General features: G+C 60.1%; 16 protein-coding genes and 1 pseudogene. 10 read left to right on the top strand and 7 right to left on the bottom strand.

Annotation, left to right across the window (positions count from 1 at the left end):
• Positions 1-72: 72 nt before the first annotated feature.
• Together ctpM and AC3WRD_RS25855 are read right to left on the bottom strand one after the other, a co-directional pair.
• Positions 73-1,755: a methyl-accepting chemotaxis protein CtpM gene (ctpM, locus tag AC3WRD_RS25860; protein ID WP_102622599.1), complete on the bottom strand. Its 1,683-nt coding sequence runs from the start codon at positions 1,753-1,755 to the stop codon at positions 73-75.
• A gap of 133 nt (positions 1,756-1,888) precedes the next feature.
• A complete protein-coding gene (locus tag AC3WRD_RS25855) occupies positions 1,889-3,208 on the bottom strand; it encodes a Na+/H+ antiporter family protein (protein WP_102622600.1) in 1,320 nt (439 codons plus the stop codon).
• A gap of 314 nt (positions 3,209-3,522) precedes the next feature.
• On the opposite strand from AC3WRD_RS25855, the pseudogene AC3WRD_RS25850 reads away from it, so the two are divergent.
• Both AC3WRD_RS25850 and AC3WRD_RS25845 read left to right on the top strand, forming a co-directional pair.
• Positions 3,523-4,812: pseudogene (locus tag AC3WRD_RS25850) on the top strand (cache domain-containing protein); the annotation flags it as partial.
• 102 nt (positions 4,813-4,914) lie between these two features.
• Entirely contained in the window at positions 4,915-5,670 is a 756-nt protein-coding gene (locus tag AC3WRD_RS25845) for a methyl-accepting chemotaxis protein (protein ID WP_404943238.1), read from the top strand.
• Positions 5,671-5,710: 40 nt separating this feature from the next.
• On the opposite strand, the gene AC3WRD_RS25840 is transcribed toward AC3WRD_RS25845, so the two are convergent.
• From AC3WRD_RS25840 to AC3WRD_RS25825, 4 genes are read right to left on the bottom strand one after another with little or no spacing between them, the layout of a single operon-like run.
• A complete protein-coding gene (locus AC3WRD_RS25840) occupies positions 5,711-7,024 on the bottom strand; it encodes an ATP-binding protein (protein WP_102650866.1) in 1,314 nt (437 codons plus the stop codon).
• Complete coding sequence (locus AC3WRD_RS25835) at positions 7,021-7,689, bottom strand: response regulator transcription factor (protein WP_102622365.1); 669 nt, start codon at positions 7,687-7,689, stop codon at positions 7,021-7,023. The genes AC3WRD_RS25840 and AC3WRD_RS25835 overlap by 4 nt, the downstream gene beginning before the upstream one ends.
• Positions 7,690-7,692: 3 nt before the next feature.
• Positions 7,693-8,019 (bottom strand): PepSY domain-containing protein, encoded by a 327-nt coding sequence (locus AC3WRD_RS25830; protein WP_096822001.1) that lies wholly within the window; start codon positions 8,017-8,019, stop codon positions 7,693-7,695.
• Positions 8,019-8,330, bottom strand: coding sequence for a PepSY domain-containing protein (locus tag AC3WRD_RS25825; RefSeq protein WP_102622364.1), 312 nt, complete (start codon positions 8,328-8,330; stop codon positions 8,019-8,021). Before AC3WRD_RS25825 ends, AC3WRD_RS25830 begins: the two co-directional genes overlap by 1 nt.
• 149 nt (positions 8,331-8,479) lie before the next feature.
• Here AC3WRD_RS25825 and AC3WRD_RS25820 point away from each other — a divergent pair, with 149 nt between their 5' ends.
• The 5 genes from AC3WRD_RS25820 to codA all read left to right on the top strand — a co-directional run bounded on the left by AC3WRD_RS25820 (position 8,480) and on the right by codA (position 13,602).
• Positions 8,480-9,559, top strand: coding sequence for a hypothetical protein (locus tag AC3WRD_RS25820; RefSeq protein WP_102622363.1), 1,080 nt, complete (start codon positions 8,480-8,482; stop codon positions 9,557-9,559).
• Positions 9,560-9,645: 86 nt separating this feature from the next.
• The gene (gene queD, locus AC3WRD_RS25815) at positions 9,646-10,002 is read left to right on the top strand and encodes a 6-carboxytetrahydropterin synthase QueD (protein WP_007955941.1); all 357 of its coding nucleotides are present in this window, start codon (positions 9,646-9,648) and stop codon (positions 10,000-10,002) included.
• Between the two features lie 85 nt (positions 10,003-10,087).
• The gene (locus tag AC3WRD_RS25810; RefSeq protein ID WP_102622362.1) at positions 10,088-10,900 is read left to right on the top strand and encodes an alpha/beta fold hydrolase; all 813 of its coding nucleotides are present in this window, start codon (positions 10,088-10,090) and stop codon (positions 10,898-10,900) included.
• Positions 10,901-11,075: 175 nt separating this feature from the next.
• Positions 11,076-12,347 (top strand): cytosine permease, encoded by a 1,272-nt coding sequence (codB, locus tag AC3WRD_RS25805; protein WP_102622361.1) that lies wholly within the window; start codon positions 11,076-11,078, stop codon positions 12,345-12,347.
• A 13-nt stretch (positions 12,348-12,360) separates the two neighbouring features.
• Positions 12,361-13,602: a cytosine deaminase gene (gene codA / locus AC3WRD_RS25800; RefSeq protein WP_102622360.1), complete on the top strand. Its 1,242-nt coding sequence runs from the start codon at positions 12,361-12,363 to the stop codon at positions 13,600-13,602.
• 143 nt (positions 13,603-13,745) lie between these two features.
• On the opposite strand, the gene AC3WRD_RS25795 is transcribed toward codA, so the two are convergent.
• The gene (locus tag AC3WRD_RS25795) at positions 13,746-14,738 is read right to left on the bottom strand and encodes a diaminopimelate epimerase (protein ID WP_102622359.1); all 993 of its coding nucleotides are present in this window, start codon (positions 14,736-14,738) and stop codon (positions 13,746-13,748) included.
• Between the two features lie 269 nt (positions 14,739-15,007).
• On the opposite strand from AC3WRD_RS25795, the gene AC3WRD_RS25790 reads away from it, so the two are divergent.
• Genes AC3WRD_RS25790 through AC3WRD_RS25780 form a run of 3 tightly spaced genes read left to right on the top strand, consistent with a single transcriptional unit; the run spans position 15,008 to position 22,217 of the window.
• Positions 15,008-17,488 carry a type VI secretion system Vgr family protein gene (locus AC3WRD_RS25790; RefSeq protein ID WP_256580663.1) on the top strand — a complete coding sequence of 827 codons (2,481 nt, stop codon included), beginning with the start codon at positions 15,008-15,010 and terminating at the stop codon, positions 17,486-17,488.
• Complete coding sequence (locus tag AC3WRD_RS25785) at positions 17,485-20,886, top strand: hypothetical protein (protein WP_102622358.1); 3,402 nt, start codon at positions 17,485-17,487, stop codon at positions 20,884-20,886. Before AC3WRD_RS25790 ends, AC3WRD_RS25785 begins: the two co-directional genes overlap by 4 nt.
• The gene (locus AC3WRD_RS25780; protein ID WP_102622357.1) at positions 20,886-22,217 is read left to right on the top strand and encodes a T6SS immunity protein Tli4 family protein; all 1,332 of its coding nucleotides are present in this window, start codon (positions 20,886-20,888) and stop codon (positions 22,215-22,217) included. The genes AC3WRD_RS25785 and AC3WRD_RS25780 overlap by 1 nt, the downstream gene beginning before the upstream one ends.
• Positions 22,218-22,289 lie beyond the last annotated feature (72 nt).

Here is a 22,289-nt window from a genome sequence, read left to right as displayed (position 1 = left end):
GTATGACGCAAGACACTGCGGTCAGTCCCCTCTCCCTCCGGGAGAGGGTTAGGGTGAGGGGGCTTTCAGGGGTCAGATACGGAACTGCCCAACCAACTTACCCAGCCGCTGCCCCAACTCCGCCAGACTCCGCGAAGTCTGCGCCCCCAACTGGGTCTCATCCGCCACGTTATCCACCGCCACCGCAATCTGATGCACGCTACGGTTGATCTCTTCCGCCACCGCCGTCTGCTCTTCGGCAGCACTGGCGATCTGGGCGTTCATCGAGTTGATGGTCGCAATCAGATCCGCCATGGCGTCGAGCGACGCCCCCGCCTGATTGGCCTGGGCAGACGTGCCGTCCCCCGCTTCACTGGAACGGCGCATCGCCTCGACCGCCGACTGCGTACCGGCCTGCAAGCGATCAATCATCCCCTGAATTTCCTGAGTGCTGATCTGCGTGCGTGAAGCCAGCGCCCGCACCTCGTCCGCCACCACCGCAAACCCACGCCCGGCCTCACCGGCCCGCGCCGCTTCAATCGCGGCGTTGAGTGCCAGCAGGTTGGTCTGTTCGGCGATCGAGCGGATCACCCCGAGCACGCCGACAATCGACGACACGTCCTGCTGCAGGCTGTCGAGGGACACGCCACTGCTGCGGATGTCGTCCACCAGCGCATGAATCTGCTTGATGCTGCCGGCCACCACGCGTTTGGCGGTCTGGCCTTCTTCGTCGGTCTGCTGTGCAGCGACGGCGGCGTTCTGTGCGCTCTTGGCAACTTCCTGCGCGGCAGCGGACATTTCGTTGATCGCCGTGGCGACCTGATCGGTCTCGTGGCGCTGACGCTCCATGGCCTGGTCGGAGCGCTGGGCCTGATCCGAGACCTGCGTCACCAGCCCGGTCAGTTGCGAAGTCATCTCGGTGATTTGCCGCACCAGGCCGTGGATCTTGTCGACAAAGCGGTTGAACGAACCGGCCAGTTCGCCGAGTTCGTCCTGGCTGGTGATGGTCAGGCGACGAGTCAGGTCGCCCTCACCCGCGGCAATGTCGTCGAGGTTGGCTTTCATCAGGGTCAGCGGCCGCAAAATGGTATTGGCCAGCACCAGCCCCGCCACCGCGATCAGCAGCAACACGATTACCGCCACGCCGACGATGCTCAGCACCACGCCTTCCATTCGGTCCTGAACCTGGGCCTGAACCAGCGCCACTTGCGCCTCGATGCCGTCGAGGTTGACCGACGTACCGAACGCCATGTCCCACTTCGGCAGGTATTCGGTGTAACCGAGTTTCGGCACCAGCACCTGGGCGTTACCCGGTAGCGGCGAGCTGTATTGCAGGTAGTGAGTACCGTCCTTCGCCACCTTCACCAGATCGCGGTTGACGTAGACGCCGTTCGGGTCGCGGTTGTCCTTGAAGCTCTTGCCCACGCCGTCAGGGTCGGTGGACTTGAACAGGCGCACGGTCTCGGAGTCGTAGCCGAAGAAGTAGCCGTCCTTGCCGTACTTGATGCTCGACAGCAGTTTGATCACCTGCGCCCGCGCGTCGGCGTCACCGGGGGCGGCAGCGTCGTACAACGGTTTGATAGTGGTCATGGCCACGGCGACATAACTGGCCAGGGTGGCCTTGGCGTCGCCGAGCAGGCGTTCGCGGGTCTGTTCGACTTCCTTGTGCGCCTGCTCCTGAAGGATGAACAGCGTGGTCAGGCTGATCACCAGCGCAAAGAGCAAGACCGGAAGGACGGCAAGGGACAGGACTTTAGCCTTGAGACTCAGGCGCATGGGTGCTCACTCTTTTGGTTTTATTGGCGTGGTTAAAGGCGTTAACGGCACGCGAAAGCAAAAGTTGAGCTGAGTCTTAACCAGATCGTTCAGATCGTTCCCACGCAGAGCGTGGGAACGATCTGAGTGGGTGTTACAGGACCATTGCAGCCACCCAGCCGGCCGCCAGCAACGGCAGGTTGTAGTGCAGGAAGGTCGGCACCACGGTGTCCCAGATGTGGTGGTGCTGGCCGTCGATGTTCAGGCCGGAGGTCGGGCCAAGCGTCGAATCCGATGCCGGCGAGCCGGTGTCGCCCAAGGCCCCGGCAGTGCCGACGATGCAGACGATCGCCATCGGGCTGAAACCCAGCTGCACGCACAGCGGCACGAAAATCGCCGCCAGAATCGGCACCGTGGAGAATGAAGAACCAATACCGATGGTCACCATCAGCCCCACCAGCAGCATCAGCAGCGCGCCAATGGCCTTGCTGTGATCAATCTGCGCCGCCGCGCTTTCGACCAGTGTGCGCACCTCGCCGGTGGCCTTCAGCACTTCGGCAAACCCTGAGGCGGCGATCATGATGAAACCGATCATCGCCATCATCTTCATGCCTTCGGTGAACAGGCCGTCAGTCTCGCGCCACTTGACGATGCCCGACGCCGAGAAAATCAGAAACCCGGCCAGCGCCCCGATAATCATCGAATCCAGCAGCAACTGAATAATGAAGGCTGCGGCGATAGCCAGGCCGGCAATGCCGATCGTCATCGGGTTGTAGGCGACGCTGACCTGCTCCACCTGTTCGATCTTTTCCAGGTCGTAGACACGCTTCTTGCGGTAGCTGAAGAACACCGCCATCAACAGGCCGAACACCATGCCCGCCGCCGGGATCGCCATCGCATGCATGACGTTGACCTGGCTGATGTCCACGCCGGCCTTGCTGACGTTGGCCAGCAGGATCTGGTTGAGGAAGATGTTGCCGAAGCCGACCGGAAACACCATGTACGGTGTGATCAGGCCGAAGGTCATGACGCAGGCGATCAGCCGGCGATCCAGTTGCAGCTTGGTCAGTACATATAGAAGCGGCGGCACCAGCAACGGAATGAACGCGATGTGGATCGGCAGGATGTTCTGCGAAGCAATCGCCACCACCCACAGCAGACCGATCAGCAGCCATTTGACGCTGCCGCCCCCGGTCGCATGCTGACGGTCGACCATCGCCAGGGCCTTGTCGGCCAGCGCATGGGCCAGGCCAGACTTGGCAATCGCCACCGCGAAAGCACCAAGCAACGCGTAGGACAACGCCACCGTCGCCCCGCCGCCCAGGCCACTGTTGAACGCCTTGAGCGTGGCGTCGATGCCCAGGCCGCCAGTCAGGCCACCGACCAGCGCACCGACGATCAACGCGATCACCACATGCACACGGGACAGGCTGAGGATCAGCATGACGCCGACCGCAGCAATCACTGCATTCATTTCACTACCTCAAAAACACGACGGTAAAGCCATTCACCGCCAGACAGGATGAGTCCGGCCGGCAAGCCACGAGGGTCGCCAGCGGATTTGCATAGAGGGTCTTATTAGAAGGGCGCGCACTGTGCCGCAGAGCGGGCGCAGTGTCAAAGCGACCGGTCGCGACACTGTGTAACTTTCCATGATCAAACTGCGAACGATGGCATATCCGCCACAACGTGCGTCAATTCGCCATATTGCATTTGCGCCATAAAGAAAGTCGAAACGCGGCCGTTACAGTGCAAAGTCTCAGATATTTATCGAATAAGGACGTCTCCATGTCGCTCAGACAACTTTCCATCCAATGGAAAATCACCCTGCTCGCCGGGCTCTGCCTGGCCGGTATCGTGACCCTGTTGGTGGGTCTTTCGCTGTATCGCATGGAGCACAGTTCTGAACTGGTGAAAGCTTCGAGCATGGAAATGCTCACCGAGTCGGCCCAGGCTCGCATCGAATCCCAGGGCGAAGTTCAGGCGGCAGGCATTCGCCAGCAGTTCATGGACGCCTATCAATATGGCCACGGCTTCTCGCGGCAGGTGCTGTTCCTGCGCGAACAGGCCGAGAAGCGCTTCCTCGATGCCTTCGACCTGCGCGAAGACATGACGCGTCAGGTGAAATCGGCGCTGCAGGCCAACCCGGAATTGCTCGGTCTGTCGCTGGTGTTCGAAGCCAACGCGCTGGACGGCAAGGATGAACTGTTCGCCGGCCAGGCCGAACTGGGCAGCAACGACAAGGGCCGCTTCGCCCTGTACTGGTCGCAGCCGACCCCAGGCAAAGTGACCTCGATGGCGCTGCCGGAAAGCGACATGGCCGACACCAGCACCGGCCCCAGCGGCCAGGCCGCCAACGCCTGGTTCACCTGCCCGCGCACCACGCTCAAGCCATGCGTGATCGAACCGTACTTCTATGTGATCGACGGGCAAAACGTGCTGATGACCAGCATCGTGTTCCCGCTGATGGTCAACGGCAAAGTCATCGCCTCGCTGTCGGTGGACATCAACCTCAACAGCCTGCAAGCGATCAGCCAGGGCGCCAGCAAAAAGCTCTATGACGGCCAGACCGCCGTGAGCATCATCAGCCCCGCCGGCCTGCTCGCCGGTTACAGCCCGGACGCCAGCAAACTCAGCCAGCGCCTCGACGCCGTGGACACCACCAGCGGCGCTGAATTGCTGCGCCTGCTGGCCTCGAGCAAAACCGTCAGCAGCCTGCACAGCAATGCGCAATTGAAAGTGCTGTCGCCGTTCCAGCCGATTCCCGGTGGCCCATCGTGGGGCGTGCTGCTCGATGTACCGGAGAAAGTCCTGGTCAGCCGCGCCGAAGCGCTCAAGCAGCAACTGGATGCCAGCAACACCTCGGGCACGCTGATCGAACTGAGCCTGGGCGTGCTCGCCGCGCTGGTCGGCCTGCTATTGGTGTGGCTGATGGCACGTAGCGTGACCAAGCCGATCCTTGGCGTGGCCCACATGCTGGAAGACATCGCCAGCGGCGAAGGCGACCTGACCCGTCGTCTGGCCTATGACAAGAAAGACGAACTCGGTCAGTTGGCCGGTTGGTTCAACCGCTTCCTCGACAAGCTGCAACCGATCATCGCCGAGGTGAAACGCTCGGTGCAGGACGCGCGCAACACTGCCGACCAGTCCTCGGCCATTGCCACCCAGACCAGCGCCGGCATGGAACAGCAATACCGTCAGGTCGATCAGGTGGCCACCGCGTCCCACGAAATGAGCGCCACTGCCCAGGACGTGGCCCGCAGCGCCGCCCAAGCGGCCGAAGCGGCAAAAGATGCCGATCGCGCTACCCGTCAGGGCCTGACCGTGATCGACCGCACCACCGCCAGCATCGACCACCTCGCCGCCGACATGAGCGCCGCGATGATCCAGGTCGAAGGCCTGGCCGCCAACAGCGAGAAAATCGGCGCGGTGCTGGAAACCATCCGCGCCATCGCCGAGCAGACCAACCTGCTGGCGCTCAACGCTGCCATCGAAGCCGCCCGCGCTGGTGAGGCCGGTCGTGGCTTTGCGGTGGTCGCCGACGAAGTGCGCAACCTCGCCCGCCGCACCCAGGAATCGGTGGAAGAAACCCGCCAGGTGATCGAACAACTGCAAAGTGGCACGCAGGACGTGGTCGGTTCGATGGGCAACAGCCATCGTCAGGCTCAGGGCAGCGTCGAACAGGTCGGCCAGGCCGTGACCGCGCTGCGCCAGATCGGCGATGCGGTGACGGTGATCAGCGACATGAACCTGCAGATCGCCAGCGCCGCCGAAGAACAGAGCGCGGTGGCCGAAGAGATCAACAACAACGTGGCGACCATTCGTGATGTGACGGAGTCGCTGTCGGGGCAGGCGAATGAATCGGCGCGGGTAAGTCAGTCGCTCAATAGCCTGGCGAATCAGCAGCAGAGTCTTATGGATCAGTTCCGGGTCTGACGCTCAAGCCCGCTCACCACAGATCCCTGTGGGAGCGGGTTTAACGCCGAGGCAACTGAATCTCCACCCTCAACCCACCCCACTCACTCTCCCCCAGCACCAAAACCCCGCCCCACGTCTCGACAATATCCCGCACAATCCCCAGCCCCAACCCATGCCCATGGGTCTGCTCATCCAGCCGCGCCCCCCGACTGAACACCTGATCGCGCTGTGCTTCGGGAATCCCCGGCCCGTCGTCCTCCACACTCAGCACAAAACCTTCAGCCTTCTCGATCACGCTCAGACGCACCTCGGCATCCGCCCATTTGCAGGCGTTGTCCAGCAGGTTGCCGAGCAATTCCAGCAGGTCTTCACGGTCCCACGGCAATTGCAGCCCGGTCGGCGCGACGTAGCTCAATGCCAGGTGTTCGCCGTGGATCATGTTCAACGTTGCCAGCAACCCCGGCAGTTCCGCATCGCAATCGAACAGTGCCCCCGGCAACGCATCGCCGGAGAGTCGCGCACGATTGAGCTCGCGGTTAAGCCGTTGCTGCACTTGTTCCAGTTGTTCCTTCAGAATCTTGCGCAATTCGGGATGAGCATCGAGCTTTTCGTTCGAGGCCAGGCTCAGCAGCACCGCCAACGGCGTTTTCAGTGCATGCCCAAGATTGCCCAACGCGTTTCGCGAGCGCTTGAGGCTGTCTTCGGTGTGCGCCAGCAAATGGTTGATCTGCGCCACCAGCGGCTCCAGTTCCGCCGGCACCTGTTCATCGAGTTGTGAGCGTTGGCCCTGCTGCAACTGGGCGATTTGCTCGCGAGCCTTTTCCAGTGGACGCAAGGCCCGATGCACGGTCAGCCGTTGCAGAATCAGGATCAGCAGCAGCCCGGCCAACCCCAGCCCCAGTCCAATCTGACGCATGCGCTGGAAGCTCTCGCGCACAGGCGTGTAATCCTGGGCCACGCTGATCGAGATCGACTGGCCGAGCCGTTTGTAATCCGAGCGCAGCACCAGCAGTTGCTGACCGTCCGGCCCCAGTTGCAGATTGCTGTGCAGGCCTGGTCGTTCCAGCAGCGGCAGTTCCTGATCCCACAACGAACGGGAGCGCCAGTGACTCTCGGCGAAATCGATGCGAAAGTAATGCCCGGAAAACGGCCGCTGATAGGCCGGCGACAAGTGCCGCTCGTCCAGCTGCAAGCCTTGCGGGCCGCGCACCAGTGCCACCAGCAAGCTCTCGCTGTCGTTGCGCAGGCCGGCTTCGAGGTAACGCTGCAACCCCACTTCGAACAGCCACAGGCTGGTTTGCGCCAGCACCAGGCCGACGATCACCATCACGCTGATCAGACCCAGGCTCAAGCGGCGCTGGATCGATCTCACGAAGCTTGTCCGCCGAACAGATAACCCTGGCCGCGACGGGTTTCGATCACGCTTTTGCCGAGTTTGCGGCGCAGGTGGTTGACGTGGACTTCAAGCACGTTGGAGTCGCGCTCGGTTTCACCGTCGTAGAGGTGTTCGGCGAGGTGGCTTTTGGAAAGAATCTGCTCCGGGTGCAGCATGAAGTAGCGCAGCAGGCGGAACTCGGCGGCGGTCAGTTGAATATCGGCGCCGTCGCGCACGACGCACTGGCGGCCCTCGTCCAGATGCAGCCCCGCCGACTTGAGCGTCGGCTGGTTGGCCTGCCCCTTGGAGCGGCGCAGCAGCGATTGAATGCGCAAATGCAGTTCTTCCGGGTGGAAGGGTTTGGTCAGGTAATCGTCGGCACCGGCCTTCAGGCCTTCGATGCGCTCGGCCCAGGAATCCCGGGCAGTGAGGATCAGCACCGGCGTCGCCAGCCCACCGGCGCGCCATTGCGCCAGCACTTCAAGGCCCGGCACGCCCGGCAAGCCAAGGTCGAGAACGATCAGGTCGTACGGCTCGCTACGGCCCTGATAAACCGCATCACGGCCGTCCGTCAGCCAGTCCACGGCGTAGCCCTGGCGTTGCAGGCCGGCGATCAGTTCATCGGCCAGGGGGACGTGGTCTTCCACCAGAAGCAAACGCATCGGTCAATCTTCCTTGTCTTTCAGTAAACGGCCGGTGGCGGCCTCGAGATGCAGCTCGCGTGTCACACCGTCGACGGTCAGCAACTCGACTTCGTAAATGTAGACGTCGTGTTTTTCTTCCAGCTCGACTTCCAGCAGTTTCGCGCCGGGGTAGCGATCCAGCGCGTTATGCAGCACCTGCTCCAGCGGCAGAATCACACCCTGCTGACGCAGGCGCAGGGCTTCGTCCTGATTCAGGTCGCGAGCGAGCGGCGCCGAGCAGAACGCAACGAGCGCCAGGGCCATAAGGCCCGTGGCGCGCGTCGATGAATACGGCAAAAACAATTTCATTAAGTGTCCTGATGATCCTTGCGCAACAGCCCGTCGCTCGCGTCCAGTTCCATTTCCCATTCCACGCCTTGCGGATCTTTCAGCTCGATCTGGTACAGATAAAAGCCGTAGCGCTTTTCCAGTTCGATATCGATGACTGTCGAATCCGGATGGCGGGCCATGGCCGTGGCCTTGACGGTCTCAATCGGCACAATGGTACCAGCGTCGATCAATCTTCGGGCTTCATCCGCAAGCAAGTCGCGGGTGTGGGCGAGGTTCGAGGTCAGGCCGTAGAACAGGAGCGCGATGAACAGGGTCGCGAGGATTTTCATGAGTGTCTCCTGATATCTGGTAGTGCTTCCTTGGCGGACACCTTAGCGATTCGAACTTAATTGAAACTGAACTGCCATCATCGAACCCGCTCCTGCAGGGCCGGCAACATGTGTTTATAATTCTTCGCTTGCTAACGATCGAGACCGGTATGACAGCCATCCACATCAAGTTCCCTGCCCTCACCCTCAAGGCTGGCCCACGTGCCATGGCGCGCATCCGCGCCCAGGGCCTGAACGCCGCCGACGTCGGCACACTGCCCGGCGCTGCCGGTGGGCCGAAGGCGTTGGGGATTCAGGGGCTGGATCTGGCGCTGTTCGGCGAGTGGCTGCCGGCCGCACCGCGCGAGCGCTCGCTGATCGGTGCGTCGGTGGGCTCCTGGCGCTTCGCCAGCGCCTGTCTGCCGGACGCCGCCGAAGGCATCCGCCGCCTCGGTCATCTGTACACCGAGCAGAACTTCAACAAGGGCGTGACCATCGGTGAAGTCAGCCGCAGTTCGCAGCGCATGCTCGACGACCTGCTCGACGGTCGCGATGCGGTACTGCTCGACAACGCCCATTACCGCTTGAACATCATGGTGGTCAAAAGCCACGGGCGGCTGGCGGACGATCATCGCGGCCGGCTCGGGCTGGCGCTGGGTTCGGTGATCGCCGACAACCTGCGAGGTCGCGCGCGGCTGTCGCGGCACTTTGAACGGCTGATCATCCACGACCCGCGCCTGGCGCCACCGGTGCATGCGCTGAACGATTTCCCGTCGCGCTTCGTTGCCCTCGATGCCGGCAACCTGCGCCAGGCGCTGCTGGCCTCGGGCTCGATCCCGATGGTCATGGAAGGCGTGCGCGACCTGCCGGGCGCCGGAGCCGGCACGTTCCGCGATGGCGGTCTGCTGGACTATCACCTCGACCTGCCCTACAACGGCGACGGCATCGTGCTCTATCCGCACTTCACCGACCGGGTGATTCCGGGCTGGTTCGACAAGACCCTGCCCTGGCGCAAAGCCTCGGTGGAACGCTTGCAGGACGTGCTGTTGCTCGCGCCGTCCAAGGAATACCTGGCGCGCCTGCCCTACGGCAAACTCCCCGACCGCAACGACTTCAAGCGCTTCATGGGCGATGCACCGAGCCGGCAGAAATACTGGCGCGCGGCGATGGACGAGAGCCGCCGTCTGGGCGACGAGTTCCTTGAACTGACTGCCAATGGTCGCCTCGCCGAGCGCTTGCTGACCCTTTAGTCAGCACAGCCGGGGACAAGCTGGTAAACTCGCCGCCTGCCCGAATTCGCTGCGGCGAACGCCATCTCAACAGAGCTGAAAACACTGTGGAAATCTTCAAGGAATTTACGTTCGAATCCGCCCACCGCCTGCCCCACGTACCGGACGGCCACAAGTGCGGACGCCTGCACGGTCACTCGTTCAAAGTGGCGATTCACCTGAGCGGCGACCTCGATCCGCACACCGGCTGGATCCGTGATTTCTCCGAGATCAAGGCGATTTTCAAGCCGCTGTACGAGCGTCTGGACCACAACTACCTGAACGATATTCCGGGCCTCGAGAACCCGACCAGCGAAGTGCTGGCCAAGTTCATCTGGAATGAGTTGAAGCCCCTGCTGCCGGAACTCAGTGCGATCCGCATCCACGAGACCTGCACCAGCGGTTGCATCTATCGCGGCGAGTGAGTCCGGCGACACCAAAAAACCACCGAGACCGGTGGTTTTTTTACGCCTATGCTTTTTGGCTCGAACCCGCCAAGAGGACAGGCCCATGACGGACTGGCTGCTGGATCAGGTCTTTGACTTCAAAGGGCGACAGATTCGCCACGGGGTGCGCGGCGACGGCCCGCCGCTGGTGTTCGTGCACGGCACACCCTTCTCTTCCTACGTGTGGCACCGCATCGCGCCGCATTTTTTCGCCAGCCATCGGGTGCATTACTTCGACCTGCTGGGCTACGGACGATCCGAACAACCGGACGCCGATGTCTCCCTGGGCGTGCAAAACGAATTGCTCGCGCAGTTGCTGGATCACTGGGGTCTGCAACGCCCGGACGTGGTTGCCCACGACTTCGGCGGCGCCACCGCCCTGCGCGCGCATCTGCTCAACGGCAAGGATTACCGTACCCTGACGCTGATAGACCCGGTCGCACTGACACCCTGGGGTTCGCCGTTCGTGCAGCACGTGCGCCAGCATGAAGCGGCGTTCAGCGGCCTGCCCGATTACATCCAGCGCGCCATCGTCCCGACCTATATTCGCGGGGCGATTCATCGTGACATTCCGGATGATGAACTGGCGCCCTACGTGCAGCCGTGGCTGGGTGATCCGGGGCAAGCGGCGTTCTACCGGCAGATCGCGCAGATGGACCAGCGCTACACACTGGAAACTCAGCCGCTGTACCCGACGATTCGCTGCCCGGTGCAGATTCTCTGGGGTGAGGAGGATCAGTGGATTCCCATCGAACGCGGCCGGGCCTTGCACCAGTTGATCCCCGGATCGCAGTTTCATCCGATCCCGAATGCCGGGCATCTGGTACAGGAAGATGCGCCTGAAGCCATCGTTGCTGCACTGCTGCGGTTCCTCTGATCGAATCCCATGACCTCGTGGGGGACGCCCTGCTCCCCCATGGTTCGGCACGGCGCCAAATGCACTGCTTTCGCGCCGATCATCCGTGTCTCGTCTATAAATACCCGCAACATTGCGTTTGGCACGACCGCTGCAACCTCTTCGCGTCCTCCCCTTTCCAGCAAGGAACGCCCCCATGACGCAGAACGATCCCGGCAACGATTACCCCCTCAGTGAAGTCCCGATGCACGCACGCAAAGGCCTGGCCTCCACGGCGATGGTGCTGCTGGGCTTCACCTTCTTCACCGCGACCATGTTTGCCGGCGGCAAGCTCGGCGTTGCATTCAACTTCGGCGAAATGCTCGCCGTCATCGTCATCGGCAACCTGCTGCTCGGCGTGTACGCCGCAGGCCTCGGTTACATCGCCTTCAAGAGCGGCCTGAATTCGGTGCTGATGGGACGTTTCTGTTTTGGCGAAGTCGGCAGCAAGCTCAGCGACCTGATTCTCGGGTTCACCCAGATCGGCTGGTACGCCTGGGGCACCGCGACGGCGGCGGTGGTGCTCGGCAAGTATTTCGACCTGAACGAAGGCACGGTGCTGGGGCTGATGGTGCTGTTCGGCCTGGTGTTCTGCGCCACGGCGTATGTCGGTTATCGCGGACTGGAGATACTGTCGTACATCGCGGTACCGGCGATGATGTTGCTGCTGATGCTGTCGATGTGGGTCGCGACCGTGAAAGTCGGCGGCCTCGACGGATTGCTCAGCGTCGTACCCAGCGGTTCGCTGGACTGGTCGACCGCTATCACGCTGGTGTTCGGCACCTTCGTCAGCGGCGCGACCCAGGCCACCAACTGGACGCGTTTTTCCCGCTCGGCGCGGGTCGCGGTGCTGGCCAGCCTCATTGGCTTTTTCATCGGCAACGGACTGATGGTGCTGATCGGCGCTTACGGCGCGATCGTCTATCAACAACCCGACGTGGTCGAAGTGTTGCTGTTGCAGGGCTTCGCCATGGCGGCGATGGCGATGCTGTTGCTGAACATCTGGAGCACCCAGGACAACACCATCTACAACTTCGCCGTCGCCGGTTGCAATCTGCTGCGTACCGGACGCCGCAAGACCGTGACCCTGGTCGGTGCCGTGATCGGCACGGCACTCGCGTTGCTGGGCATGTACGACATGCTGGTGCCTTATCTGATCCTGCTCGGCACGGTGATTCCGCCGATTGGCGGGGTGATCATGGCGGACTTTTTCTTCCGCTGGCGCGGTCAATATCCACGTCTTGCCGATGCGCGCCTGCCCGCGTTCAACTGGCCGGGCCTGGCGGCCTACGCGGCTGGAACCGTCGCTGCCTTCGGCTCGCCGTGGGTCGCGCCGCTGGTCGGGATCGCCGTTGCCGCGTTAACGTATATCGCAGTGACCGGCCTGCTCGGCGCCCGCAACGCGGCCGCCCCTCTACAAGATCTATAAAAGGATTCGCCCGATGCACATCATCAACGCCCGACTGCGCAACCAGGAAGGTCTGCACGAATTGCACCTCGAAGATGGCCTGATCCGCAGCATCGCGCGCCAGACCGAAGCGCCGACCCTGGGCCCCGACGACCTCGACGCCGGCGGCAATCTGGTGGTGCCGCCCTTCGTCGAACCGCACATTCACCTCGACGCCACCCTGACCGCCGGCGAGCCACGCTGGAACATGAGCGGCACGCTGTTCGAAGGGATCGAATGCTGGGGCGAGCGCAAGGTCACCATCACCCAGGAAGACACCAAGGCCCGGGCCAAGAAAACCATTCAGTCCCTGGCCGCCCATGGCATCCAACACGTGCGCACCCACGTCGACGTCACCGACCCGCAACTCACCGCGCTCAAAGCGATGCTCGAAGTGCGCGAAGAAAGCCGTCACCTGATCGACCTGCAAATCGTCGCGTTCCCTCAGGAAGGCATCGAGTCGTTCCGCAATGGCCGCGAACTGATGGAAGAAGCGATCCGCATGGGCGCGGACGTGGTCGGCGGGATTCCGCATTTCGAATACACCCGCGATCAGGGCGTCAGCTCAGTGAAGTTTCTGATGGACCTGGCCGAGCGCACCGGTTGCCTGGTGGACGTGCACTGCGACGAAACCGACGACCCGCATTCGCGCTTCCTCGAAGTGCTGGCCGAAGAGGCCCGCAGCCGCGACATGGGCGCGCTCGTGACGGCCAGTCACACCACGGCAATGGGCTCCTACGACAACGCCTACTGCGCCAAACTGTTCCGCCTGCTCGGGCACTCAGGGATCAGTTTTGTCTCCTGCCCGACCGAAAGCATTCACCTGCAAGGCCGCTTCGACACCTTCCCGAAACGCCGGGGCGTGACCCGCGTCAACGAATTGCTCGAAGCCGGCATGAACGTCTGCTTCGGTCAGGACTCGATCGTCGACCCGTGGTATCCGCTGGGCAACGGCAACATCCTGCGCGTGCTCGAAGCCGGGCTGCACATCTGCCACATGCTCGGTTACCGCAACCTGCAAAGCGCACTGGACCTGGTCACCGACAACAGCGCCAAGGCCATGCACCTTGGTGAACGCTATGGTCTTGAACAGGGTCGCCCGGCGAACCTGCTGATTCTGTCGGCGGACAGCGATTACGAAGTGATCCGCAGCCAGGGCCTGCCGCTGTATTCGATCCGTGGCGGCAAGGTGTTGATGAAGCGGCAGATGCCGGTGGTGGAATTCGTCGAGGGTTGAGCCGTGGTTATGGATCGGGCCGGCCTTATCGCAAAACGATAGAGCCGGCCTGTCAGATCTGACAGGCGACAACCGCAGCGAACCAGCTCACAGTGAAGTCCAAGGGATCCATCGTTCCCGGGGGGACGATCATGAAAGGGACTTCACCTTTTTGTCTGATGCGCGGTGCCGAACAGACGCACGCCGCTCAGTTCACCGTCCTGTTTCTCCAGTAAAATCGGCGCAGTCCCGCCCGGCATCACCACCTTCACTTCTCCCGCCGACACCCAGCCCACCCGCCATGCTGCGCTCGCCACCGCACTGGCGCTGGTGCCGGAGGACGCCGTCGGGCCTTCGCCGCGTTCGAAAACCCGCGCAACAATGCGTTGATCGCCTGCGCGCATCGCCCATTGCAGATTGACCCCGGCCTGGCACGGCTGGCCGGCGCCGACGGGGGTGGCATAGGCGATTGCGGTCAGACTGTCCGCCAGTGGCGGTTCAAGCATCCGCTCGTTGCTCGGCAGTGCCGCTTCATCCTGCACCAGCGTCACGCAGTGGGGATTGCCGATGCGTACGAACTGACTGTTCGCCCAAGCGGGATCGATCTGCACCAACGGCCGAACACGACTGACTTCCACACCGTTGAACGGCACAGGTTCAACACCGAGCGCACCGACGGCTGCCGGACCGAATCCGGGTTGCCCGAGATCCAGCCAGAAGCCTTGCACGCCCGCCACCTCAGCCGGTTTGACCGAGGTCGGCACGGGCGACGGCGCATCCTGTTTGTCGTGATGCACCTGCAGTGGTGCGCCCTCTTTCGGCATCAACCCTTGTTCAAGCAGCGCCTGGGAGAAAATCGTCAAGCCGTTACCGCTGCGCTCGGCCAGCGTGCCGTCGGTATTGACGATCAGCAGATCGAAGGGTGGCGACGATTGAAACGGGCCGATCAGCAAGCCATCGCTACGATGGTGCTTGGCACCGGCGGGACGAATCGCGTCAGGCCATTGGCAGAATGTCTCTATGGCCTGCTCGCTCCAGAAGGCTCTGGATGAAGCGGCGTCTCCGGCACTGGCCGGCAGGTCGATGCCCGCCTCACGCACCTGTCGGGGTGAAACCACACCATAGATATTGCCGCGGGCATCGTAGAACTTCGTCATCTGTTTTCCTGCGCTGAGGCTCCTGTCAGCGCTCCACTCTACTGCCTGACGGGATCGACAATCACCTGGAAATATCAATAAAAGTGATATCACTTTGCCAAGAAATATCTCGTAGCAACTTCAAGCAGCCCTTATAAACCGTGGCCTTCAGGGTATGTGCGCAACTTTTTGCGCAACTTTAAGCCTTTATGATCCGCTTCGGTTCTGGATCAGGCTTTCGCCCGCTGTAGAACTTTCAGGAGATTGTGTTTCACCTCAAGGAGCGCCAAATGTTCAGTCCAGCCAACGAAACGCACTTCAGCCTGACCGTTGAGGACTACGTTTGCGACCTGCAAGTCCTGTCGTTCACCGGCACCGAAGGCATCAGCCAGCCATTCCGTTTCGACCTGGAACTGGTCAGCGAAAACCCGGATCTGGACCTGGAAAAGCTCCTGCACAAACAGGCCTTCCTCGCCCTCGACCCGCAAGGCTCCGGCATCCACGGCCAGATCTACCGCGTCGCCCAGGGCGATGCCGGCAAGCGCCTGACCCGCTACAAAGTCTCGCTGGTGCCGCAACTGCAATACCTGCATCACCGCACCAACCAGCGCATCTACCAGCAGATGTCGGCGCCGAAAATCATTGCGCTGATCCTCGATGAGCATGGCATCAAGGGCAACGCCTACAGTTTCCAGCTGAGCCAGCCGTGCCCGGATCGCGACTACTGCGTGCAGTACGACGAAACCGACCTGCACTTCGTCCAACGCCTGTGCGAAGAGGAAGGCATTCACTACCACTTCCAGCACAGCAAGAAAGGCCATCTGCTGGTGTTCGGCGATGACCAGACCGTGTTCCCGAACCTCGGCCAACCGACCGCGTACGTGCAGGGCAGCGGCATGGTCGCCGAAGAACCGGTGATCAAAGGCTTCAGGCTGCGCCTGGAAACCCGCACCAGCCGCACCACCCGCCGCGACTACGACTTTGAAAAACCGCACCTGCAAATGGAAGCGGCCTACAAACCGGACGGCGAGAGCACTGAACCGGATCTCGAAGACTACGACTACCCCGGCCGCTTCATCGACCGCGCCCGCGGCAAGTTCCTCAGCCAGCGCGCCCTCGAGCGCCACCGCGCCGACTACCGCCAGGCCGAAGGTCGCGGCGACCAGACCAAACTCGTCAGTGGCCACTTCATGGAAATGTCCGACCACCCGCGCAGCGAGTGGAACGACCTGTGGCTGCTCACCGAAATCTTCCACGAAGGCAAACAGCCGCAAGTCCTCGAAGAGTCGGTGACCAGCGACACCACCGACAACAAGGACGACTTCCACCAGGGCTACCGCAACACCTTCCTCGCCACCCCGTGGGACGTGTTCTACCGCCCGGCCCTCGAACACCCGAAACCCCGCGTCCTCGGCAGCCAGACCGCCATGGTCACCGGCCCCAAAGGCGAAGAAATCCACTGCGACCAGTACGGCCGCATCAAGGTGCAATTCCACTGGGACCGCGAAGGCCTGGCCGACGACAAGACCAGCTGCTGGCTGCGCGTCTCCAGCAGTTGGGCCGGCGACCGCTACGGCGCGATCTCCATCCCGCGCATCGGCATGGAAGTCCTCGTCACCTTCCTCGAAGGCGACCCCGACCAACCACTGGTGACCGGCTGCCTGTACCACAAGGAAAACCCGGTGCCGTACGCCCTCCCGGCGAACAAAACCCGCAGCGTCTTCAAAACCCTCAGCTCCCCGGGCGGCGGTGGCTACAACGAACTGCGCATCGAAGACAAAAAAGGCGCCGAACAAATCTTCATCCACGCCCAGCGCGACTGGGATGAAAACGTCGAACACGACCAGAAGATCCGGGTCGGCAACGAACGTCACGACACCGTGGTGAAGAACACCTACACCGAGCTGAAGGCCGAAGAACACCGCACCACGATTTCCGATCGCAAAGTGGAAGTGAAGGCGAGTGACCACCTGACCGTGAACCAGGATCAGCACATCAAACTCGGCACCGCGCAGTTGACCAGCGTGGGCAAGGAAATCCATCTCAAGGCCGGTGACAAAATGGTCATCGAGGCCGGCAGCGAACTGACCGTCCAGGCTGGCGGCAGCTTCATCAAACTCGATGGCAGTGGCATCACGGTGGTCGGGCCGGTGGTGAAGATCAACGCAGGTGGCTCGGCGGGAACGGGTTCCGGGATTGCGATCCTGATGCCGCTGCTGCCGATTCCTGCTCCTTCGGCCAGGGCTGGCAATCTCATGGCGCCCGCGCAACCGGGCCAACGACTGCCGGTGCCACCGGTCGAGCCGACCAAACTGAGCTTCGACATTCGTCTGGCCGACCGTCCGGGCGAAGGCGCCTTTGCGCTGGCGAACACGCCGTGGCGAATCATCAGGATGAGCGAACCGAGCTGGAAAAAACTCGGTCGTGTACCAGAGAGCGATGTGATTGCCCAAGGCGAAACCGATGACACGGGGCGTGTCACCTTGTCAGACGCCGCTCAGAAAAAACTCTCCCTTGAGTATCCGCAAAACCCGGAAATGTTCTGGCTGGTTTATCCCGGCCAGTGCGTCGCCCTGAAGGCCCACACAGACAATGGCTGGAGCGACGAACAACGGGAACTGCTGGCGCTGGCGAGCATGGACTTCAGCAGCGAACCTCATGCCGCGCCTCATCACCCGCAAGCCGGTACGGATAAAAACAGTGCATTGGAAAACCTGTCTCTGGCGGACGGCCTAGCACTCTTCGACAAGTTTAAGGAATTCAAGGCATGAGCAATCTGAATGGCGTTCAGCCCAAACAATTGAACCAACTGATTTCAAAAGACGGCAAAGCCTATACCTCGACCTCCGCCCCAGGCTGGTTCATCAAACAACACAATGCCAGGTTCGGTGAAGCCTTTTCACCTGAGCGCTCGGGGAACCAGGTCAAGTTCTTCACCACCGGTAGCGATTACTTCAAAGACGTTGCCAATGCGATAAAAAACGCCAAAAAATCGATCTTCATTTCCGGCTGGCAGATCAACTACGAAGTGCGGCTGGAAGGTGATGTCCGTCTCTGGGACTGTTTGAATCACGCGCTGCGCAAACCAGGCGAAACGCCCGACATTTATCTGATGCCCTGGCTGTCACCCAAGGCTGCCGTCGATACCGGTGACCTGGAGACCATGGTAGCCGCCTTCGTTTTGAACGCCGGTCTGCCAAAGAAAAAAGTCTGGTGCCTGCCGGCGATTCAACAAAGTGACATGGGCACCTTGGGACTGTTCTTTTCTCATCACCAGAAAATGGTGGTGATCGACAACGAAATCGCCTACGTCGGCGGGATCGATCTGGCTTACGGTCGCCGTGATGACAACAACTTTCGTCTGGCCGCGAACGGGAGAACCGCGAACGAGTTTTACAACCCGTGCATCCCGCCACTCACGGAAATCGAGGCACACAAGCAATACCCTTACATGACCACCGTCGAACTGATCGGCGCCGCGTTGATGGAAGGCGATGCGCTGAGCAAAGGCCAGCGCACGTATGCGTGGGCCATGGACAACAAGATGTTCAACGTCATGCGCGAGGCAAAAAAAGACGCTGGCGAATGGTTCGCCGAAAAGGGCAAGGATGGTTTGCGCTTGCTCGGAGCAGGCGCGGCGTACTCCACCGGCGGCGTGATCTACATTGCCGAGTTTGTTCAGAAACAGTTGACCGGTGACAACCTGGAGGCCTGGAAAAAGACTCTGCGCCAATGGAAAACTTCGCTTGATGGCGCGGTCAGCACCATGGATCAAGAAGTCCAGACGCTGCAAAAAACCGACAGCGCGCTGACTGAGCTGCGCCAGGAAGCCAAGTCCATCAGCACGGCCATCGGCGTGGCGCTCGACAAACCGGAACAAGCGTCGGCGATTCAGCAGCGGGTCGAGAACTGGCTGGCACGCGCGCAGCAGAAAATCCCGGTGGTGACTTCCGTCACTCAACCGGGGCGTGCCAGGTTGCAGACACAGGTGAACCGGCTCAAGGGCGAAGTACAAACCTGGTCGCAAAAAGTCGCGCCACAGGCTGACCAACTTCAAAAGGACTTGTCGGCATGGGCCACCCAGATCATCAAGTCCGGAGAGAACATCACGGACGAGTTGTTGAACAAGGGCAGCGAAATTGCCAGTTTGTGGATTCAGCAAACCGGGCTGGGAGCCTTTTACGCCTGGATCAACAACACGCCCTCCCCGATCCTCACGGCGAAGGCGATTGATGAGTTCGAGAAGATCTCAACCCCCTTCATCCTCTACCTGCATTCAGTTCTCGACCGCTTGAGTACTGCCCAGGTGGGCAAGCCCTATTCTTTCCTGGCGGATCCCGCGACCCGTTTGCTGCCGCGCGGGGGGATGATGCTCGACAGCGCGAAACAACCGCGCATGCCCTGGCACGACGTGCACATGCGTCTGGAGGGCAGCTCTGTTTTTGACCTGTCACGCAACTTCATCGATCGCTGGAACAGTTTGCAGGCACGCTTCGACGGCAAGGTGCAGAAGATGCCAAGCGCGCTGATCGGCCTCCTGAAGTTTGCCGACAAAAAACTGGAACCGGTTCCGTTCAAGGCGCGCTACCTTGCTCAACCTGAACCTGTCGCACCCAAGGGAAACATCAGCATGCAGGTTCTGCGAAGTGCCCCGCTGCATCTGCAAAACGAAGAGCGCCAGGGCGCCAGAAAATCAGGCGCAACCAGTCCTGCCTCATCACCGACGGGCGTTCAGGCGAACTGCATGCAGGCCATGTTGCAGGCGATCTCCGGGGCCCAGCATTTCATCTACATTGAAAACCAGTTTTTTCAGAGTGCTTATGGCAAGGACAACAAGGCAGCGCCTACGGTCATCGATGGGCCGATGCAAAGCCTGATGAGCATCTCCGGGTTGCCGGGCTATGAAACCTATAAAAAACGCCTGCGGCTGGACGAGGTCGATAAAGATCCCAAAAAACTGCACAAAATCGATTATTTCGCTTTGGCGGAGATGATACGAAACAAGGAAGCCGAAGCCTTTACCCAAGGCATCATGCAGGTGCTGAGCAATCAGGCGACCGTCGAAGGCTTGAAGCTCTTCCAGACGCCACAAAAAGCATTGATAAACCCGCTGTGCGAAGCACTGGCCGACCGGATTGTACGCGCGATTGAAATGGGCGAAAACTTTCACGTCTACATGGTGCTTCCCGTCCACCCTGAAGGTCCGCTCAACGCGATCAACCTGATGACGCAGGTTCACTTGACGATGCAGAGTATTTCGCTGGGTGAGCAGAGTTTGATAAAACGGGTGCAGCGGGCGATGGCGATCAAGGAGCAAATGGATAGAGGCAGAACGGAGGAGCAGGCCAAGACTGGCGTGGAGGTCCCTTCCGGTGAAAATAAAAAACTTCGAGTTTTTGAAACGATGAAGTGGACCCGCTATTTGACTTTGTTGAACCTCCGCTCTTGGGAAAGTCTTGATCGGCCAGTGACGGAACAAATTTACGTACACAGTAAATTGCTGATTGCAGATGATCGTGTGGCAATACTTGGCAGTGCAAACATCAATGATCGTAGCCAACTGGGTGATCGAGATTCCGAATTGGCTGTGATCGTGTCAGGCACCGTTTCGACGCCTGCACCAGTGAACGGCAAAAAGCAACATCCAGTCTGTCCTGAGATCAAGGCGCTTCGAAGCAAACTCTGGAGCAAGCTATTTGCTCTTGACGTCACCGATAAAAACGTCAAAGTCCGGCCCGCTACGCTGTTGGGCAGCCTGATCAATGAGCCTGCATCACCGGGAACTTGGAAGGCGATTCAAGAGCAGGCACAAATAAACTCTGACGCATACAAAGAGGCCTTCCCTTTTATCCCTAGCGACAATATGTCAATCTGGCCGACTTGGAAAAAAGCACTCAAAAAGCAAGAAGCAAATACGAGCTATTCAACTGGTAAAAAAGAAAAACCAATGCCATTCGAGGCTGAATTCTGGAAGAAATACACACCCAGCGGAATGCCTGGAGAAATCCTCGGGTTTATTACGGCACTTCCCGTCAACTGGACAAAAGACGAAAATAATGATTCCGAATTCAATTTGACTATCCTTGCTCAAATACAGCCCAACAAACAGGACAGTGATTACAAAGCTATCGCAGCTTTAACTAATGATCGAGTCACGGAAAACTCCTAATGCACCCCACTCAATTAATTTTAATTTTTTCCAGCTGCCTTTTGTTATCAATCCAAACTACACAAGCAGAAACCCATAGCATAAAAAATCAAACAAAAACCGAATGCCTGGGGCGTTCTTTGTTTGATATAAAGCCAGAAATAACATGGCACCTGCTTAACGACCAGTGGACTTATACCGACGGCATCAACTTCCCTAACTATTCACCGGACATCAGACTAGCTGACAAACAGCTCAGTTACGGCAGTGACCCCACAAATGACGCCTACGGGCTTGTCACTATAGAAGTCAGCCCAAAAACAAATATAGAAACCTTCAACGATCTAGTCGGCAGGCACCACCCAGACATAAGAGAAGCTAAAGAACGTGTTTTAAAAAGTAGAATCGACAAAATATCAGAAACAATGACAGGAGATTTGTCGCGCTCCAACCCGGCCCTATACAAGTCACTACAAAATGAAAGATTCGAACTCCGAGAAAAAATAGACAGAGTAAGAAAAATAAGCACCGAGCTCGTCGTACTTCCAGACTTTATAAGCCAATTCAAAAGAGAAAACCGCCCCTACGAAAAATTCGAGATCGAGCTGGAAGCCTACAAAAAAGAATTCGACACCTACCCCACAGACGAACTCTACGCCGAGCAGTCCGCCTTCGACTTCGGCATGCCGGACGCCTACGGCGCTCGCTACCCCGACAAACTCATAGTCCTGTTGTGGCGTGACGAGCGCGTCTATCGTTTTGCATTCGGCCAGCAAAGCGACTACTCCGAACACAGAAGCTCGTTCGAAAAACTGCTGCCCGCCGCCCGTGACGTGCTCTCGCGCTTTCGCACGCGCGCCGAGTTTGAAATCCCCAAGGAAAGCGGATTCTGCCTGCCCTTCGGTTTTATTGCCGATGATGGCAAGCCCCACTACTCGATCACCATGGCCTGGCACCCGACAAACACCCCGGACACGCTCTACAGCCTGAGTTTGAGTGACGACATCGGAAAAGCGTTGAACCTGTTGCCGGTACTGGCCTCGCCCATTCAAGGCAACCCGTTCCCGGCCGCCGGCGCCATCCAGACGTTCGGCCCGACATCGGTTCAGATCGGTACCCGCACCGGCATCATGGGCGGCAAGTCCTTCAAGGACCCTGAAGGCGCCGGATCCGAGCGATTCGTGATGACTGCCGGCCTCGCTAACAAAGGGTACGAACCGAGTATGGTGTTGAAGGTCGAGAATTACTCTTCAACCCAGACCACATCGTTTGAACAGACCAAGGAAGACTTCCTGAACACACTGAAAAGCTTTCGACTGCAATCCGGTGCGGGTATGACCGCCACAAACTGATCGAAGTCCCTTGTCTGCAAGGGACTGCCAATCACGCCGAGTAAAACCACCCGCTCCAGGAACTCAAGGTCG

It is taken from the genome of Pseudomonas sp. FW215-R2 (assembly GCF_058789255.1).
This window is presented reverse-complemented; position numbering and strand designations above follow the sequence as displayed.